Here is an 18,043-nt window from a genome sequence, read left to right as displayed (position 1 = left end):
GTTCGATGGAGTGAGCGCATTCGACGATATTCGTGATTACGTTGCCATCCCCCGGGTTCTCTCGCTGAAGCTCTCGCCCGACGGTTCCCGGTTGGTCTCCGCGGTCCAGTCCCTCAACCCCGACGGCAAGTCGTACGGCACCGCGCTCTGGGCGATCCCAGTCGACGGCGAGCCGTACCGGCTGACCCGCTCGGCCAAGGGTGAGAGCGCGGCGGAGTTCACCGGCGCGGGCGATGTGCTGTTCACCTCGGCCCGTCCCGACCCGACCGTCAAGGACGCCACCGACGAGGTGGCCGCGCTGTGGCTGCTGCCCCGCTCCGGCGGCGAGGCCCGGCAGGTGGCCGCCCGGCCCGGCGGCATCGGCGCCTTCCGTACGGCCGGCGACGTGGTGGTGTTCGCCTCCGACGTGCTCACCGGAGAGGAGGCGGCAGAGGAGGAGCGCCGCAAGGCGCGCAAGGACGCCGGCATCAGCGCGATCCTGCACGAGAGCTACCCGATCCGCTACTGGGACCACGACCTCGGCCCGGGACGTACCCGGCTGTTCGCCGCGAAGCTCGGCGGCGACCGGCTGGAGGACGTGCGCGACCTCACTCCCGACCCGGGCGAGGCGCTGCGCGACGTCACCTTCGCGCTCACACCTGACGGCGCCACCGTGGTCGCGACCTGGCGTACCTTCCTCCCGGGCGGCGAGCAGCGGGTCGACCTGGTCGCCATCGACGTGGCCACCGGCGAGCGGCGCACGCTCTTCACCGACGAGGGCCACGACTTCGGCGGCCCGCTCGCGATCTCGCCCGACGGCACCCGCGTCGCCTGCGTCCGCGAGCGCGTCGGCGGCATCGACGTCTCCGTCCGCAACGAGCTGTGGATCGGCGCCCTGGCCACCGGCGAGGCCCGCGGTTACGCGCCCGACCTGTTCCCGATGGACGTCGAGTGGGCGCCCGACTCGTCGGCCGTCTACCTCGTGGCCGACCACCAGGGCCGCCGCCCGATCTTCCGCGTGCCGCTGGACGGGGAGGTCGCCCGGCTGACCCAGGACGACGCCGCCTATCTCGGGCTCAACCCCTCGGCCGACGGCCGGTTCGTCTACGCGCTGCACAGCGGCGTCGACCGCGCCCCCGGCCCGGCCAGGATCGACACCGCCACCGGCGAGATCACCGACCTGCCCTCGCCCGCCCCGCGCCCCGAGGTGCCCGGCACGCTGACCGAGATCTCCGCGACGGCCGACGACGGCGCCACGATCCGCGGCTGGCTCGTGCTGCCCGAGGGCGCCTCGGCCGCCAGCCCGGCGCCGTTCCTGCTCTGGATCCACGGTGGCCCCGTCGCCTCGTGGAACGACTGGCAGTGGCGCTGGCAGGCCTGGATCATGGCCCAGCACGGCTACGCCGTCCTGCTCCCGGATCCGTGCCTGTCCACCGGCTATGGTCAGGAGATGATCGAGCGAGGCTGGGGCGACTGGGGCCCGCGCACGCTCGCCGACCTCGACGCGATCGTGGACGTGGCCGTGGCCAGGGACGACATCGACGGCGAGCGGATCGGCGCGATGGGCGGCTCGTACGGCGGCTACATGGCCAACTGGATCGCCGGCCACAGCGACCGCTACAAGGCCCTCGTCACCCACGCCGCCCTGTGGAACCTCGACCAGTTCGCCGGCACCACCGACGCGGCCATGTACTGGCAGCGCGAGTTCGGCGCGCCCGGCTCCGAGCGCTACGCCAAGCTCTCCCCGCACCACGGGCTCGGCGACATCACCACCCCGATGCTCGTCATCCACGGCGACAAGGACTACCGGGTGCCGATCGGCGAGGCCCTGCGTCTGTGGTGGGACCTGCAGCGCAGCAACGTCGAGTCGAAGTTCCTGTACTTCCCCGACGAGAACCACTGGATACTCAAACCCGGCAACGCCGTCGCCTGGTACGAGACCGTGCTGGCCTTCCTCGCCCAGCACGTGCTCGGCCAGGAGTGGAAGCGCCCGGACTCGGTGGCGTGATGAAGGATCGACGGGCTCTGCTCGAACTGGCCGAGGACATCGCGCGCGAGGCGGGCGACATGCTGCTCGCCAAGCGGCCCACGATGTCGGAGGTCGTCGAGACCAAGTCCAGCCCCACCGACGTGGTCACCGCCCTGGACACGGCCTCGGAGCGGCTCATCCGCGCCCGCGTGCTGGAGGCCAGGCCGGACGACAGCATCCTGGGCGAGGAGGGCGGCGAGGCGGCCGGCGGCTCCGGCGTGCGCTGGATCGTCGACCCCGTCGACGGCACGGTCAACTTCCTGTACGGCCTGCCCGAGTGGGCGGTGTCGATCGCCGTCGAGGTGGGCGGCGAGATCGTCGCGGGCGTGGTGAACGTGGTGCCGCGCGGCGAGGTGTTCACCGCCTCGCTCGGTGGCGGCGCCTGGCTCGCCGGCGAGCGGCTGCGCTGCAACACCGGCGTGCCGCTGTCACAGGCGCTGGTCGCGACCGGCTTCGGTTACCTGCGCGAACGCCGGGCCGTACAGGCCCAGGTGCTGGCGTCGGTGCTGCCGCGGGTACGCGACATCAGGCGGGGCGGCTCGTGCGCCGTCGATCTCTGCTCGGTGGCCTCGGGCCGGGTGGACGCCTACTACGAGCGGGGCACCAACTACTGGGACTTCGCCGCGGCCGGACTGGTCGCGACCGAGGCGGGGGCCAGGATCGGCGGGCTGAACGGCAGGCCGTACAGCAACGACTTCGTGCTCTGCGCGGCGCGGGGGCTGTTCGAGGAGCTGCACGACCTGCTCGTACCGCTGGATCCGCAACGCGACGCCTGACGCCGTGACGTGACGGCGCGAAACGGCCGGAGCCCCTCTCCAGGGCTCCGGCCGTTCTGTCACACCAGGCACCGATCAATGAGGCAACGAGACGCCGTTGTCATCCGCCAGGCGGCGCAGGTCCTCGATCTCGGCGGTGAGGGTGTCGGCGAGGAAGTCGTCCCCGGCGCACCGGGCCTCCCGGAGGCCCTTGTAAGCCTGGTCGAGGCGGCTTTCGATCGTGGTCGTGAACTCGCCCATCTCACCTACTCTCTTCAGGGGTTGCGGGGCGAAGCGCCCAGCGCGCGTGGCACCCAACGAGGCACACGGCGATGGGTGTCCACCAGGCATACCCCGGCCTGTCGCATACCAAAACATGAATTTGGCTGTGCCTTGCAGCACAGCCGCCGCACATGCCTTACCGTGCGCTTATCGCAGGTGTGGGCAGAATGAGGCAGCGGATCCGGAGAGAGGTGCCAGTCGTGCGAGTGCTGGTTGTAGAGGACGAGCGAGTGCTCGCCGACGCGATCGCGACCGGTCTGCGGCGCGAGGCCATGGCGGTGGACGTGGCCTATGACGGTGGTGGCGCGCTGGAGCGCACCTCCTACATCGACTACGACGTGATCGTCCTGGACCGCGATCTGCCGGTGGTGCACGGGGACGAGGTCTGCCGCCGTCTGGTGGAGCAGCGTACGGCCTCGCGCATCCTGATGCTGACCGCGTCCGGTGACGTCGACGACAAGGTGGAGGGGCTCGGCCTGGGGGCCGACGACTACCTGGCCAAGCCGTTCGTCTTCGTCGAGCTGGTCGCCCGGGTGCGCGCGCTCGGCCGCCGGTCCGCGCCCGCGCTGCCGCCCGTTCTGGAGCGGGGCGGGGTCCGGCTGGACCCGGGCAAGCGGCTGGTCGAGCGTGAGGGCAAGGAGATCGTCCTCACGAAGAAGGAGTTCGCGGTCCTGGAAGAGCTGATGCGGGCGGAGGGCGCCGTCGTCAGCCAGGAGGACCTGCTGGACAAGGCGTGGGACGAGAACATCGACCCGTTCACCAACGTGGTGCGGGTGACGATGATGACGCTGCGCAAGAAGCTTGGCGATCCGCAGGTGATCGAGACGGTGCCCGGAGTGGGATACAAATTGTGACAGAACGGCCGGAGCGCGAGGCTATGCCGACGCACCCGATGATCAGCCCCCATTCGGAGCGGGCGGTGTCGCGGAGCAAGCTGATGCCGCCGGTCCCGCCGCCGAGCGGGCCGCCCGTCTGGGACGGCCCGCCGCCACCGTCGTACACCCGGCCGCAACGCACCACGATGGAGCGGGTCAAGGCGCTGCCGGGCAGGCTGAGCATTCGATGGCGGCTCACCATCACCTACGGCTCGCTGTTCTTCGTGGCCGCGGCGGTGCTCCTCGTCTCCATGTACGTCATCGTCGGCACCGCGATCAACGTCGTGTGGCCGGAGCTCAACACCGACAACATCGACGCCATCGACGCGGCCATCGTGCACGCGCGGTGGTACGCCGCGAAGGACCAGACCGTCGCCAGCGCCCGCGACGCGCTGCTGCAGAGCTCCTTGATGGCGCTGGCGGGCGTCGGCATCCTCGCGGTGATCCTCGGCTACTTCGTCGCCGACCGGGCGATGCGGCCGGTTAGCCAGATGACGGCCACGGCCAAGAAGCTCTCCGAGAGCACTCTGGCCCATCAGCGCATCGACCTGGAGGGCCCGGACGACGAGCTGAAGGAGCTGGCCGACACCTTCGACGCCATGCTCACCCGGCTCAATCTCGCTTTCGACACCCAGCGCAGGTTCGTCGCCAATGCCTCGCACGAGTTGCGGACCCCGTTGACCATCAACAGGACGGTCCTGGAGATCGCGCTGTCGGATCCCGAGGCGTCGCAAGATCTCAAAGCGCTGGGGCGTACCCTGCTCGAAGTCAACGCGCGCAACGAGAAGCTCATCGAGGGTCTGCTGCTGCTCGCCAGGAGCGAACGCGAGCTGGCGGTACGCAAGCCGCTGGACGTCCAGGAGGTCGCCCAGACGGCCGTCGAGCAGGTGACTCCATTCGCCGAAGATAACTCTGTAACCATCACCACCGAACTGGTCAGCGCGCCTACCATAGGCGATCCGGTGCTCTTGGAGCGCTCGGTGAGCAACCTGCTCGAGAACGCCATCAAGTACAACATTCCAGAAAACGGAAAAGTATGGATCCGAACGGGAATGGTGGACGGGGCACTGGTTGTTCAGGTGGCCAACACGGGGCAGCACGTCCCGGCGTACGAGGTGAACACCCTGTTCGAGCCCTTCAGGAGGCTCCACGCGGACCGCGTGGATTCGGCCAAGGGATCAGGGCTGGGGCTGTCCATCGTTCGTGCTGTTGTGCAGGCTCACGGTGGAAATGTGACCGCCGTGCCTCGGGAGGGCGGAGGACTTGTGGTGACCATTCGGCTGCCGAGCCGCTGATCCGGCGTGTTGCACCACGGCGGGCGTCTCGTTCTCGCCGCACATGTGGTTGGATGTGCCGTCGAACACGGTGGTGCATGCCGCCAAGGCTGTGGGTTTGGCCATATTTGGCTAACCATTGGCGATGGCAGCAGGCCCTGACGTGTTGGGAGGTTCGTGCTTCCTTCCTGCTGGGTACCGATGCAAAAATTCCCCCGGCGGAACGGGCACAAGATGAGGCTCCTGGACGTTAGAAGACGCGCGATGAGCGCGAAGACTTATAGATGAGGGGGATGGAGCAAGCACAATGGCTACCGATTACGACAGCCCGCGCAAGACGGACGACGACCTGGGGGAAGACAGCCTCCAGGAGCTCCAGGCGCGGCGTACCGACAAGTCGTCGGGCAGCATCGACATCGATGAGACGGATCTGGCCGAGTCGCTCGAACTACCCGGTGCAGACCTGTCGAACGAAGAGCTGAGCCTGCGCGTGATCCCGCGCCAGGCTGACGAGTTCACCTGCTCGCGTTGCTTCCTGGTGCATCACCGCAGCCAGCTGGCGTCTGAGAAGAACGGCCAGCAGGTGTGCCGGGAGTGCGCCGCCTGACGAAGGAGGCTCCGCGTGGCCGCACCTGAGAAGGACCGGCAACCAGGAAACGAGATCGCCGACCCCGATCAAGAGGTCGGCGAGCTCGTAGGCAGGCTCGCCGACCCCGGTGAGCTGGAGCCGGCCGAGCGGCGTCGGCTGCTCGGCCGTCTAGCCCGCACTCTGGCCTCTGGCGCGAACAAGGCGCGTGAGACCGGGGTCGGGCGCGGACGCTGGCTGGCGGATGTGTTCATGAACATCGCGCCCCGCATCCCCATCAGAGATCTGCACACGCTTTCCGAGCATCATCACGGACTGACCGGCGAGCAACTCGCCGACGACCTGGTGCGCACCGCCCAAAAGGCGACCATGACGGTAGGCGCCATCGGCGGAGCGCTCGCCGCGGCCGAGTTCGCGGCACCACCCCTTCTCCTCTCCGCCCCCGCGCAGCTCGTCGCCGAGACGATCGTGGTGGCCGCCATCGAGGTCAAGCTGCTGGCCGAACTGCACGAGGTCTACGGCGTGCGCGTCGAGGGCACCGGCACCCAGCGCGCGGCCGCCTTCGCCGCGGCCTGGGCCAAGCAGCGCGGTGTCGACCCCCTCAGCCCCGCCTCCGTCTCACTCGCCCTCGGCGCGGCCACCAAGACCGCCGTGCGCAACCGCCTCCTGCGCACCCTCGGGCGTCACCTGACCACGCTGGGCCCGTTCCTCACCGGCGCCGTCGCCGGCGGCGCGCTCAACCGGATCGCGACCAAGAAGCTGGGCCAGGCCATCCGCGAGGACCTACGCGGCAAGCTGCCGCCCGGCGGCCGGTCGCGGGAGCTGGACCAGGGTTAGACCCGCAACCCGTCGAACGTCATCTTGAGCAGCGCGTCGGCCAGGTCGTCCGCCGATCCGCCGCGCGGCGGCCGGTACCACTCGGTGATCGAGTTCACGGTGCCGAACAGCAGCCGCGTCACCAGCGACGGGTCCACGTCGGGCCGGATGCCGCCGGCCGCCGCCGCCTCCTTGACCAGGTGGCTGACGAACCTGTCGATCTCCCGCCGCCGCTCCAGCGCCGCCTGCTCGGTCGCGCTGTTGCCCCGCACGCGCAGCAGCAGCGTCACGTACGGCAGGTGGTCGACGAGGATGCGGACGCTCTGCCGTACCACCCATTCCAGGCGGGCGATCGCCGGGCCCGAGGTGGCGCGCTCGTCGGCGATCATCGCGAACAGGCCGCCGAGCGCCCGGTCCAGCGCCCGCGCCAGCAGCTGCTCCTTGCCGGGCACGTGGTAGTAGATCGCCGACTTGGTGACGCCGAGCGCCCTGGCCAGGTCCTCCATGCTGGTGCCGTCGTAGCCGCGCTCGTTGAACACGTCCACGGCGATGGCGAGCACGGACTCGGGATCGTGTCCGCGTTTTCCCCGGCGGGTCGTACTGGTCGCCATATGGCTAAGTATCCCGCTCATCCATGACTCGCCGGAGTTTGCCCACCGAGCGCTCCAGCGTCTCCGGGTCCACCACCTCGACCTCGACCTGCACGCCGATCGTGTCCTTGACGGCCCGGCGCACCGCCTCCCCGGCCGCTGCGCGGGCCTCTGTGCCCGCCTCAAGGCCCCGCCGCGCCTCGACCTTCACCGTCATTACGTCGAGCCGCCCCGGCCTGGTGAGGTGCACCTGGAAGTGCGGTGACAGTCCCGGCACGCGCAGCACGATCTCCTCGATCTGGGTCGGGAAGACGTTCACCCCGCGCAGGATGATCATGTCGTCGGTCCGGCCCGTCACCTTCTCCATCCGCCGGAACGCCGGCCGCGCGGTGCCGGGCAGCAGCCGGGTCAGGTCGCGGGTCCGGTAGCGGATGATCGGCAGCGCCTCCTTGGTGAGGCTGGTGAAGACCAGTTCGCCCGTCTCGGCCGGGGCCCCGGTGAACGGGTCGACGGTCTCGGGGTAGAAGTGGTCCTCCCAGACGTGCAGGCCGTCCTTGGACTCGACGCACTCGTTGGCCACGCCGGGGCCCATCACCTCCGACAGGCCGTAGATGTCGACGGCGTCGAGGTCGAAGCGGTCCTCGATCTCCGCGCGCATCTCCTCGGTCCACGGCTCGGCGCCGAAGACGCCGATCCGCAGCGAGGACGCGCGGGCGTCGAGGCCCTGGCGGTCGAACTCGTCGAGCAGCGCCAGCATGTACGACGGCGTGACCATGATGACGTCCGGCCGGAAGTCGGCGATGAGCCGCACCTGGCGGGGCGTCATGCCGCCGGAGACCGGTATCACCGTGCAGCCCAGCCGCTCGGCGCCGTAGTGGGCGCCCAGGCCGCCGGTGAACAGGCCGTAGCCGTAGGAGATGTGCACGATGTCGCCGGGCCGCCCGCCAGAGGCGCGGATCGAGCGGGCCATGACCTCGGCCCAGATGTCGAGATCGTTCTTCGTGTAGCCGACCACCGTGGGCTGCCCGGTGGTGCCGCTGGAGGCGTGCACCCGCGCCACCCGCTCCCGTGGCACGGCGAACATGCCGAACGGGTAGCAGTCGCGCAGGTCCTGCTTCGTGGTGAAGGGGAACTTCGCCAGGTCGCCGAGCTCCTCGCAGTCGGCGGGGTGGACGCCGTGCTCATCAAACTTCTGCCGATATTTCGGTACATTTTGGTATGCGTGGTGGAGTGTCCATTGGAGGCGCTCCAGCTGGAGCGCCATGAGCTCGTCGCGCGATACCCGCTCGATCGGGTCGAGCTCTCCGGGCCGAGGGGCGGCGCCGAGTCTCATCGCATCTCCCTGCTGCGGCCACGGAACTCCGCGACCACCTCGCCGTCATCCTTCTTCACCGTGATGTCGTAGATGCCGCTCCGCCCGTAGCGGGTGCGTTCGGCGGCCTCGGCCACCAGCACGTCGTCCGCGTGGGCCGGCGCCACGAAGGTGATCTCCGCGCCGGCCGCGACCGTCACCGGGCCGTGGCTGTTGCACGCGCAGGCGAACGCGGTGTCGGCCAGCAGGAAGACGTAGCCGCCGTGGCACAGCGCGTGCCCGTTGATCATCCGCTCGGTGACCTTCATGCGGCACACCGCCCGGCCGGCCCCCAGCTCCGTCAGCTCGATGCCCAGGGCCGCGGAGGCGGTGTCGGCGTCCATCATGCGGCGCGCGCTCTCCAACGCAAGTCTCCCTTGTCAACTGACCGAATGTTCGGTAAACACTTCACCGTCCGGCCCGATCCCTGTCAAGAGACGGACGGAACCCCCCGAGGTACGCCTGAACGGGAGGAAACCATGGTCAAGCCGTTCGCCTCGTCCGCCGATCTCGGCGAGAAGCGGCAGTCGCTGGAAGTGCTGGCCGAGGGCGTCTACGCGCTCACCGCCGAGGGCGACCCGAACGTCGGCGCGATCGAGGGCGAGGACTTCCTGGTCTGCTTCGAGGCGCTGGCCACCCCGGTCGCCGCCCGCGAGTGGCTCGCGCGGCTGCGCGAGCACACGGACAAGCCGATCAGATACCTCGTGCTGTCGCACTATCACGCGGTACGGGTGCTGGGCGCCTCGGCGTTCGGGGCCGACGTGATCGTCACGCACGACAAGACCAGAGAGCTGATCGCCGAACGCGGCGCCGAGGACTGGGCCAGCGAGTACGCCCGGATGCCCCGGCTGTTCAAGGAGCCCGGCTCCATCCCCGGCCTGACGTGGCCCACGGCGACGTTCAGCGACCGGTTCACCATCGCGCTCGGCGGCGGGCGCGGCGACCTGGTGCTGGCCTACTGCGGGCGCGGGCACACCGAGGGCGACCTGGTGGCCTGGCTGCCGGAGCGGCGCATCATGTTCGCCGGCGACCTGGTCGAGTCGCAGGCCGCCCTCTACACCGGCGACGCCTTCCACCGCGACTGGTCCACCACGACGCTCGACCGGGTCGCCGCGTTCGGCGCGGAGACGCTGGTGGGCGGCAGGGGAGCCGTGGCCCGCGGCGCGCGGGGGGTGGAGGCGGCCATCGCGCAGACCCGCGACTTCCTGGCCGTGATGCTGCGCGAGGTCGGCCGGGCCCACGAGGGCGGTGGCACGCTGAAGGAGGCGTTCGCGAACACCCACCGGGCGCTCGAACCCCGTTACGGCGCCTGGCCCATCTTCGAGCACTGCCTGCCGTTCAACGTCTCGCGGCTGTGGGACGAGCTCGACGGCGTCGAACGACCGGTCATCTGGACGGCCGAACGCGACCGCGCGGTCTGGGAGCAGCTCCAGTCATGACCGGCACCGGCTCTGGGATCGGTCCCGGCGCTGAGAGCGGGACGAGCGTCGGGGGCGGGGACGCGACCGCCGCGGTCATCGTCATAGGGGCCGGGCCCGTCGGGCAGACGGCGGCGCTGCTGCTGGCCCGCTGGGGGCTGCCCGTGCTCGTCCTCGACCGGAGTCCCGCGCGCGCCGCCACGGGTTCCAGGTCCATCTGCCAGCAGCGGGACGTGCTCGACATCTGGTCGGCCGTCGGCGCGGGCCGGATCGCCGAGGAGGGCCTGGCCTGGACCACCGCCCGCACCTACTACCGGGACCGCGAGCTGTTCTCGTGGACGTTCGGCGGCCAGGGCCCGCTGCCGCCGTGCGTCAACATCTCGCAGTCGCGCACCGAGCGGATCCTGGACGACGCCATCGCCGCCCAGCCGCTCATCGAGGTGCGCTGGGACCACGAGGTCACCGGCCTGACCCAGGACGCCGAGGGCGGCGTCACGGTCCGCTGCGGGGAGCGGGTGCTGCGCGCCCCCTACGTGCTGGCCTGCGCGGGCGCCAAGGCCCAGCCGGTACGCCGGGCGCTGGGCGTCACCTTCGACGGGGAGACCTTCGACGACCAGTTCCTCATCTGCGACATCAGGGCCGACCTGCCCGGCTGGGAGCACGAGAGGCGCTTCTACTTCGACCCCGAGTGGAACCCCGGCAGGCAGGTCCTCATCCACCCCTGCCCCGGATCGACGTTCCGCATCGACTGGCAGGTCCCGCCGGACTACACCCCAACAGAAGCCGATATTTCGCGAAAAATCAGGCAAATCATTGGTGAGCGGGACTATGACCTGCTCTGGCGGACCACGTACCGCTTCCACTCCCGCATCGCCTCCCGCATGCGGGCGGGCCGGGTGCTGCTGGCCGGTGACTGCGCCCATCTGGTGGCCCCCTTCGGCGCCCGGGGCCTCAACTCCGGCGTGCCCGACGCCGAGAACGCCGCCTGGAAGCTGGCCTTCGTCGCTCACGGCTGGGCCCCGGAGGAGCTGCTGGAGACGTACCACATCGAGCGGCACGCGGCCGCGCTGGAGAACCTGGAGGTGACCGGCGCCACCATGCGCTTCCTGGCGCCGAGGACCGAGGGGGAGCGGGCGCGCCGGCGGGCGGCGCTGGAGAGCGGCGTGCCCGAGGAGATCGACTCCGGCCGGTTCGCCGAGCCGTACTGGTACGTCGACTCACCGCTCACCACGCCCGACCCGAGGCGTCCGTTCGGGGGCCGGCCCCCCAAGGGGGCGAGTCCGGCGCCCGCTCCCGGGGTGGTCCTGCCCGATGTTCCGCTTCCGGGCGGCGGCCGGCTGCGCGAATTCTGCCGGGCCGGAATCCTTGTCCTATTGGGCGATATGTGCGATTCACGTTTGTTTGCGCAGGTCCTGGGCAAGGTCACTACGGCGCCGCTCGCCGTGCGGGAGTTCGCGGCATTGGACCGCTCCGGAGACCTGGCGGAGACGCTGGGTGTGGAGCGGGGCGAGGTCTGGATCGTCAGGCCGGACGCCCATGTCGCGGCGATTCTCTCCCAAGCGAAGCCCGAGCGGGTGGGCGCCGCCGTGAGCCGCGTCCTGCGGCTCGCGAAGGATGGAGTCTAGGAGGACCTGGGTGAGTGGCCGTAACTCGTTTATGATCGTCGCGAACCGGTTGCCGGTGGATCGAACGGTCGAGCCGGACGGGACGGCCTCATGGCGCAGGAGCCCAGGCGGGCTCGTGACCGCCATCGCTCCTGTCATGCAGCGCCGGCACGGCGCCTGGCTGGGCTGGCACGGCGCCGCCGACGAGCGCCTGGAGCCGTTCGACCAGGACGGCATGAGCCTGATCCCGGTGCCGCTCTCGGCCAGTGAGGTGGAGCTCTACTACGAGGGCTTCTCCAACGCCACACTCTGGCCGCTCTATCACGACGTGGTGGCGCCGCCGGTGTTCGAGCGCGGCATGTGGGACGCCTACCGCGCCGTCAACCAGCGCTTCGCCGAGGCCGCGGCCGAGGTGGCCGAGGAGGGGGCGGTCGTCTGGGTGCAGGACTACCAGCTCCAGCTCGTCCCCGCCATGCTGCGCAGGCTCCGGCCGGACCTGCGCATCGGCTTCTTCCTGCACATCCCGTTCCCGCCGGTCGAGCTGTTCTGGCGGCTGCCCTGGCGCAAGGAACTCGTCGAGGGGCTGCTCGGGGCCGACCTGGTGGGCTTCCAGCTGCCCGGCGGCGCCTCGAACTTCCGGCGGCTGTGCCGCAGGCTGCTCGGCCTGCCGTACAAGGGGAACGAGATCTTCCTCGACGACCGGATCGTGACCACGCAGGCGTTCCCCATCTCGGTGGACTTCGGCGAGCTCGACAGCATGGTGCGCGAGGAGCACATCATGACCCGCGCCAAGGAGATCAGGGCCGAGCTCGGCGACCCGGAGCACGTGCTGCTCGGCGTGGACCGGCTCGACTACACCAAGGGCATCGGGCTACGGCTGGAGGCGTTCGGCGAGCTGCTCAAGGAGGGGCGGCTGAAGCCCAACGAGGCGGTGTTCGTGCAGATCGCCACGCCTTCGCGCGAACGGGTGGAGGAGTACCGCCGGTTGCGCGACGACATCGAACTGCAGGTCGGCCGGATCAACGGCGAGCACGCGATGCTCGGCCTGCAGCCGATCCAGTATTTCCACCAGTCGTACGGGCGGGAGGAGCTCGCCGCGCTCTACCTGGCCGCCGACGTCATGGTGGTCACGCCGCTGCGTGACGGGATGAACCTGGTGGCCAAGGAGTACGTCGCCTGCCACCACGACCTGCGGGGCGCGCTCGTGCTCAGTGAGTTCGCCGGGGCGGCCGACGAGCTGCGGCAGTCGTACCTGGTCAATCCCTATGACGTCGAGGACGTCAAGCGGCAGATGATGACGGCGATGCGGGCCACGCCGCACGAGCTGTCCCGGCGGATGCGGACGATGCGCCGCCGGGTCGCCACCTACGACGTGGACCGCTGGGCCGGAGAGTTTCTCAATGCCCTGGAGTCACCTGCTTCACCGTCTTCCACGCCTCATAACGCTTCTTGGCGGTCCGGTTGACCACGATCTGCGCCACGGACATCCCGACGCCCATCACCACGGCGTAACCGATCGCCTCGCCCATGCTGACCTCGGGTGAGTCGGTGTCGATCGGCGGCTCCTTGCCGGTGGCCTTCACCCAGACGAACCCGAGGATCTTGCGCGCCGCCCAGGCGGTGACCAAACCGACCAGACCGCCGATGACCCGCCAGGCGAGGTCGGGCTTGTCGTCTGCCATCCGAACGTCTCCTTCCGCTTTGTAACGAACACTAGTCTGCAACGCCTCCCAGGCCGGTGAAGCCGTACCATATGGAGGCATGAATCAGCAGCGACTACGCCATGCCGCCATGCCGGAAAAACCCACTCTCGACGGCTTGGAGCAGGTATGGGTAGCGCGCTGGGAAGAGGACGGTACCTACCGGTTCGACAGGTCCAAGACGCGCGAGCAGATCTACTCGATCGACACGCCGCCTCCCACCGTCTCCGGCTCCCTCCACGTCGGTCACGTCTTCTCCTACACGCACACTGACACCATCGCCCGTTTCCAGCGGATGCGCGGGCGCGAGGTCTTCTATCCCATGGGGTGGGACGACAACGGCCTGCCCACCGAGCGCCGGGTGCAGAACCACTTCGGCGTCCGCTGTGACCCATCGGTGCCCTATGACCCCGACTTCACACCTCCGGCCAAGCCCGACCCCAAGCGGCAGGTCTCCGTCTCGCGCGGCAACTTCATCGAGCTGTGCGAGCGGCTGACCGCCGAGGACGAGAAGGCGTTCGAGGAGCTGTGGCGGCGGCTGGGGCTGTCCGTCGACTGGTCGATGACGTACGCGACCATCGACGCTGGGGCGCGGGCCGCCTCGCAGCGGGCCTTCCTGCGCACCCTTTCGCGCGGCGAGGCCTATATGGCCGAGGCGCCCACGCTGTGGGACGTCTCCTTCCGCACCGCCGTCGCCCAGGCCGAGCTCGAAGACCGTGAGTGGCCGGGAGCCTTCCACCGGGTCTCCTTCTACGGCGAGAAGGGGCCGGTCTGGATCGAGACGACCAGGCCCGAGCTGCTGCCCGCCTGCGTGGCCCTGGTGGCGCACCCCGACGACGAGCGCTACCAGCCGCTGTTCGGCACCTCGGTGCTGACGCCGCTGTTCGGCGCCGAGGTGCCGGTGCTGGCCCACCACCTGGCCGAGCCGGACAAGGGCTCCGGCATCGCGATGGTCTGCACGTTCGGCGACATCACCGACGTCACCTGGTGGCGGGAGCTGGCGCTGGAGACCAGGCCGATCATCGGCAAGGACGGCCGCCTGCTGCCCGAGCCGCCCGAGGGCGTCGAGCAGGAGCCGTACAAGGAACTGGCCGGCAAGACCGTGCACAGCGCGCGCGAACGCGTCGTGGAGCTGCTGCGCGAGTCGGGCGACCTGGACGGCGACCCGCGCCCCACGCGGCGGATGGTGAAGTTCTACGAGAAGGGCGACCGCCCGCTGGAGATCGTCACCACCCGTCAGTGGTACATCCGCAACGGCGGGCGCGACCCGGAGCTGCGCGAGCGGCTGCTGGACCGGGGCGCCGAGCTGCGCTGGCACCCGCCGCACATGAAGGTGCGCTACGACAACTGGGTGCGCGGGCTGGCCGGCGACTGGCTGATCTCCCGGCAGCGCTTCTTCGGCGTGCCGATCCCCGTCTGGTATCCGCTGGACGAGTCGGGCGAGCCCGACTACTCCCGTCCGCTGGTCCCGCCGGAGGACCTGCTGCCGATGGACCCCTCCTCGCAGGTGCCCGACGGCTACACCGAGGACCAGCGGGGCGTGCCGGGCGGCTTCATGGGCGATCCCGACATCATGGACACCTGGGCGACCTCGTCCCTCACGCCGGAGATCGCCGGCGGCTGGGAGCGGGATCCCGACCTGTTCGGCCGGGTCTTCCCGATGGACCTGCGGCCGCAGGCGCACGAGATCATCCGCACCTGGCTGTTCTCCACCGTGGTCAGGGCGCACCAGGAGTTCGGCACGCTGCCGTGGCGCGACGTGGTCATCGCGGGCTGGATCCTCGACCCCGACCGCAAGAAGATGTCCAAGTCCAAGGGCAACGTCACGACGCCGCTCGGGCTGCTGGAGGAGTACGGCTCCGACGCGATCCGCTACTGGGCGGCCAGCGGGCGGCCCGGCACCGACACGGCCTTCGACACCGGGCAGATCAAGGTCGGCCGGCGGCTCGCCATCAAGATCCTCAACGCCTCGAAGTTCGTGCTCGGCTTCCCGGACACCGAGGCGGCGGTCACCGAGCCGCTCGACCTGGCGATGCTGGCCCAGCTCTCGGCCGTGGTCGAGGAGGCCACCCAGGCGTTCGAGGGCTACGACTACACCCGGGCGATGGAGGCCGCCGAGCGCTTCTTCTGGGCGTTCTGCGACGACTACCTGGAGCTGGTCAAGGCCAGGGCCTACGAGAGCGGCCCGGCGGCCGCCTCGGCGCACGCGGCGCTGCGCCAGGCGCTCGACGTGCTGCTGCGGCTCTTCGCGCCGTTCCTGCCGTTCGTCACGGAGGAGGTCTGGTCCTGGTGGCGTCCCGGCTCGGTCCACCGCGCGGCCTGGCCGTCGGTGCCGGCGGGCGCGGGTGACCCGGCGGTGCTCACCGTGGCCTCCGACGTGCTCGCGCGGATCCGCAAGGCCAAGTCCGCGGTCAAGCTGTCGATGCGCGCCGAGGTCTCCCGCCTCACCGTGTCCGGCCCCGAGATCGCCCTGGTACGGCTGGCGCAGGACGACCTGTGCGGCGCGGGCAACGTCGAGGAGTTCGTCCTCGATGACGGTCCCGAGTTCGCCGTCGAGGTCACGCTCGAGCAGTAGCCGCTAGTAGTCACAGACCCCCGAGGGGAAGATCGCCTCAAGGCGGGACCGCTCCTCGGGGGAGGGGCGCCACGAGCCGTACAGGCCGCGTGCGATGGCCCTGGACACCGGCTGCAGGCGGCACTTGTAGACGCCGCCCTCCAGCGGACCGCCCGCCACGACGCGCGAGGTGGAGTACAGCGGGAAGCGCGCGGTGCAGGCGCCGGCGGCGTGGTGGTCCAGGATGCCGTCCCACACGTGCGGGCCGGCGGCGATCTGCGCCCCGGTGGTGCTGAAGCAGCGGTCCACGGCCGCGGCGGGCTTGTTGCCCGCCACCCCGCGCCACGGGCGGGCGCGGAGGTTGGCCATCCACTGGTCCATCACCCGCAGCGCCTCGGGCGTCTGGTCGAACGCTGGCCCGTCGGGGCGGGCGTCGGTGAACCAGATGACCTGGTTGCCGGCGTTGCCGTCGTAGTTCAGCATCCGCTGCCGTGAGACGAACGACTGGTGCGCGTCGTGCATGTCGAGCTGGTCTTCGAGGTAGTGGCGCCAGTCGATGACCGGGATGGCGATGTCGCCCTTGAACACCAGCCCGCTGCGCTCCACGTTCTTGATCGCGATCGGGTCGCCGGTACGCCGCGGAGCCGGGTCCCCCGTCTGCTGGTTGCGGGCGCTCCACGGGTCGAACTGGGCCGGATCCTGGCAGAGGGAGGGGGTGAACGGGCAGCCCTCCTGCACCATGTCCTTCGACTCCTTCCAGGAGCCGGCACGCGCGTTGACGTCGAGGAACTCCGCGGGCGTGATCAGGCCCTTCACCAGCGAACCCAAGCCGTACTGGACGCCGACGTTGTCCCAGGTGGAGCGGGCGTAGCCGTCGGGGGCGACGCCGTAGACCTCGCGCAGGTCGTCCCAGTGCGTCCACTGGACCGTGTCCTTGACGCCGGGCGGGTCCATCTTGGCCCACTCGGGATCGTTGCTGGAGCTCCACAGCGGGTTCATGGTCAGCGGGGTGAGCCCGCGCCAGCCCTTGACGCACTCGTCGGAGCCGGGCTTGCCGGTGTAGGGGTTGTCCACGGTGTCGCTGGCGTTCATCCCGATCAGCGCGGTCCGCGAGTCCCAGGACGCCCAGCGCGGGTTGTGGTCCATGTACCGTTCGAGCAGTTCGCAGTCGCCGACGTGGATGGTCTGGGTGACCATGTCGGGATAGGAGTACTGCGGGATCGCCGCGTCGATCACCTCGGTGCCGTAGTTCTGCCCGTAGATGTACTGCTGGAGTGCGCCGCCCGAGCCGCCCACGCCGACCGTGTAGAGCGGCACGCCGTACCGCTCGATGAACCGCTCCTTCACCATCAGCGCGGTCTCGCCGCCCAGGATCAGGTTGTAGTGCGTCGAGGTGCGGGTGCCCGACGAGTACAGGATCGCGTAGCCCTTGCCCAGGCCGTACACGTCGAGCGCGCTGCCGCCGAGCGTGCCCTGGTCGTGGCCGATCCCCACGCCGCCGTCGAAGCGGTAGATCGCCCGGCCGTTGTAGCCGTCCTCCAGCATCGCGATGGAGTAGAGGAAGCGGTTGATCACGCCGCGCTCGCGGCGCACCACGAAGTCCACCGTCCGGCCGTCCATCGTGGTGGTGGTCGACATGTCCGCGGGACGTTCGGCGGGCATCGTCTTGAACGTGCCGTCCGTCGAGCGGTAGAGCCGCTCCGTCAGCACCGGCGCGAAGCAGTCCCTGCTCCACCCGCCCGTGGTGCGCATGCCCTGGCCGTCCTGGTTGTCGGCGACCGGCGGGCCGAGCCCGCTCCGCTCGGTCTTGCACAGGAACGGGTACTGGTGCGGCCCCGAGAAGATCGGTCCAGCGATCGGGTGGTTGCGTAACTTCAGGGTCTCTTTGAACGGCCCGGCCAACGCCTTGATCGTGTTGTCGCCGTCGATCAGCCCGGTCACCAGGCCGCTGAACGACGCACCGCCGGGGTCCGGCTTGAACGCCGCGGTGACGTCCTCGCCGTTGCGCAGCACCTTGAGCCGCATGCCCTGGCTCACCTGTACCCGGATCAACGCGTCGCCGCCGCTGACCCGGTCGGCGCGGCTGGACAGCACATCGAGGGCGGGCTCGCCGCGCGAGGCGAGGGCGGGCACGGGGGCCGCGACGAGACACGCGATCACGGCGGTGATGGCGCTCACCTTAACCAGCGCGACGGTCTTCATGTGCATGACGTTCGCATGTGATCATGCC

The 18,043-nt window shown here is 70.0% G+C and carries 16 protein-coding genes; 10 read left to right on the top strand and 6 right to left on the bottom strand.

Annotation, left to right across the window (positions count from 1 at the left end):
- Nucleotides 1-10: 10 nt before the first annotated feature.
- Together AB0B91_RS03590 and AB0B91_RS03585 are read left to right on the top strand one after the other, a co-directional pair.
- The gene (locus tag AB0B91_RS03590) at nt 11-1,987 is read left to right on the top strand and encodes a S9 family peptidase (protein WP_358314746.1); all 1,977 of its coding nucleotides are present in this window, start codon (nt 11-13) and stop codon (nt 1,985-1,987) included.
- Complete coding sequence (locus AB0B91_RS03585; RefSeq protein ID WP_358314743.1) at nt 1,987-2,784, top strand: inositol monophosphatase family protein; 798 nt, start codon at nt 1,987-1,989, stop codon at nt 2,782-2,784. The genes AB0B91_RS03590 and AB0B91_RS03585 overlap by 1 nt, the downstream gene beginning before the upstream one ends.
- Nucleotides 2,785-2,859: 75 nt before the next feature.
- Here AB0B91_RS03585 and AB0B91_RS03580 read toward each other — a convergent pair whose 3' ends face one another.
- Nucleotides 2,860-3,024: a hypothetical protein gene (locus AB0B91_RS03580; protein ID WP_358314740.1), complete on the bottom strand. Its 165-nt coding sequence runs from the start codon at nt 3,022-3,024 to the stop codon at nt 2,860-2,862.
- A 221-nt stretch (nt 3,025-3,245) separates the two neighbouring features.
- Here AB0B91_RS03580 and AB0B91_RS03575 point away from each other — a divergent pair, with 221 nt between their 5' ends.
- From AB0B91_RS03575 to AB0B91_RS03560, 4 genes are all read left to right on the top strand, one after another.
- The gene (locus AB0B91_RS03575; protein WP_214635884.1) at nt 3,246-3,899 is read left to right on the top strand and encodes a response regulator transcription factor; all 654 of its coding nucleotides are present in this window, start codon (nt 3,246-3,248) and stop codon (nt 3,897-3,899) included.
- A gap of 23 nt (nt 3,900-3,922) precedes the next feature.
- Nucleotides 3,923-5,215 carry a HAMP domain-containing sensor histidine kinase gene (locus AB0B91_RS03570; protein WP_358314737.1) on the top strand — a complete coding sequence of 431 codons (1,293 nt, stop codon included), beginning with the start codon at nt 3,923-3,925 and terminating at the stop codon, nt 5,213-5,215.
- A gap of 286 nt (nt 5,216-5,501) precedes the next feature.
- A complete protein-coding gene (locus AB0B91_RS03565) occupies nt 5,502-5,801 on the top strand; it encodes a DUF4193 domain-containing protein (RefSeq protein ID WP_020542847.1) in 300 nt (99 codons plus the stop codon).
- Between the two features lie 15 nt (nt 5,802-5,816).
- Nucleotides 5,817-6,617 (top strand): hypothetical protein, encoded by an 801-nt coding sequence (locus AB0B91_RS03560; RefSeq protein WP_358314734.1) that lies wholly within the window; start codon nt 5,817-5,819, stop codon nt 6,615-6,617.
- Here AB0B91_RS03560 and AB0B91_RS03555 read toward each other — a convergent pair.
- From AB0B91_RS03555 to paaI, 3 genes are read right to left on the bottom strand one after another with little or no spacing between them, the layout of a single operon-like run.
- Nucleotides 6,614-7,207 (bottom strand): TetR/AcrR family transcriptional regulator, encoded by a 594-nt coding sequence (locus AB0B91_RS03555; protein WP_358314731.1) that lies wholly within the window; start codon nt 7,205-7,207, stop codon nt 6,614-6,616. The genes AB0B91_RS03560 and AB0B91_RS03555 overlap by 4 nt on opposite strands.
- 4 nt (nt 7,208-7,211) lie before the next feature.
- Nucleotides 7,212-8,519, bottom strand: coding sequence for a phenylacetate--CoA ligase PaaK (paaK, locus tag AB0B91_RS03550; RefSeq protein ID WP_358314728.1), 1,308 nt, complete (start codon nt 8,517-8,519; stop codon nt 7,212-7,214).
- The gene (gene paaI / locus AB0B91_RS03545; RefSeq protein ID WP_358315726.1) at nt 8,516-8,884 is read right to left on the bottom strand and encodes a hydroxyphenylacetyl-CoA thioesterase PaaI; all 369 of its coding nucleotides are present in this window, start codon (nt 8,882-8,884) and stop codon (nt 8,516-8,518) included. Before paaI ends, paaK begins: the two co-directional genes overlap by 4 nt.
- A 132-nt stretch (nt 8,885-9,016) precedes the next feature.
- Here paaI and AB0B91_RS03540 point away from each other — a divergent pair, with 132 nt between their 5' ends.
- From AB0B91_RS03540 to AB0B91_RS03530, 3 genes are read left to right on the top strand one after another with little or no spacing between them, the layout of a single operon-like run.
- Entirely contained in the window at nt 9,017-9,976 is a 960-nt protein-coding gene (locus AB0B91_RS03540; protein ID WP_358314725.1) for an MBL fold metallo-hydrolase, read from the top strand.
- Nucleotides 9,973-11,580 (top strand): FAD-dependent monooxygenase, encoded by a 1,608-nt coding sequence (locus tag AB0B91_RS03535; protein WP_358314722.1) that lies wholly within the window; start codon nt 9,973-9,975, stop codon nt 11,578-11,580. Before AB0B91_RS03540 ends, AB0B91_RS03535 begins: the two co-directional genes overlap by 4 nt.
- A 10-nt stretch (nt 11,581-11,590) precedes the next feature.
- The gene (locus AB0B91_RS03530) at nt 11,591-13,024 is read left to right on the top strand and encodes a trehalose-6-phosphate synthase (protein WP_358314719.1); all 1,434 of its coding nucleotides are present in this window, start codon (nt 11,591-11,593) and stop codon (nt 13,022-13,024) included.
- Here the strand turns inward: AB0B91_RS03530 and AB0B91_RS03525 are convergent.
- Complete coding sequence (locus tag AB0B91_RS03525; RefSeq protein ID WP_358314716.1) at nt 12,957-13,241, bottom strand: DUF4235 domain-containing protein; 285 nt, start codon at nt 13,239-13,241, stop codon at nt 12,957-12,959. The genes AB0B91_RS03530 and AB0B91_RS03525 overlap by 68 nt on opposite strands.
- Nucleotides 13,242-13,320: 79 nt before the next feature.
- Here AB0B91_RS03525 and valS point away from each other — a divergent pair, with 79 nt between their 5' ends.
- Entirely contained in the window at nt 13,321-15,834 is a 2,514-nt protein-coding gene (gene valS / locus AB0B91_RS03520; RefSeq protein ID WP_358314713.1) for a valine--tRNA ligase, read from the top strand.
- Nucleotides 15,835-15,837: 3 nt separating this feature from the next.
- On the opposite strand, the gene AB0B91_RS03515 is transcribed toward valS, so the two are convergent.
- Nucleotides 15,838-18,015 carry a DUF6351 family protein gene (locus tag AB0B91_RS03515; RefSeq protein ID WP_358314711.1) on the bottom strand — a complete coding sequence of 726 codons (2,178 nt, stop codon included), beginning with the start codon at nt 18,013-18,015 and terminating at the stop codon, nt 15,838-15,840.
- Nucleotides 18,016-18,043: the final 28 nt, after the last annotated feature.

The sequence above is a fragment of the Nonomuraea sp. NPDC049141 genome (assembly GCF_040648415.1).
Classification (GTDB): domain Bacteria; phylum Actinomycetota; class Actinomycetes; order Streptosporangiales; family Streptosporangiaceae; genus Nonomuraea.
The sequence above is the reverse complement of the archived record's forward strand: the minus strand, read 5'-3'. Positions and strand labels throughout refer to the sequence as shown.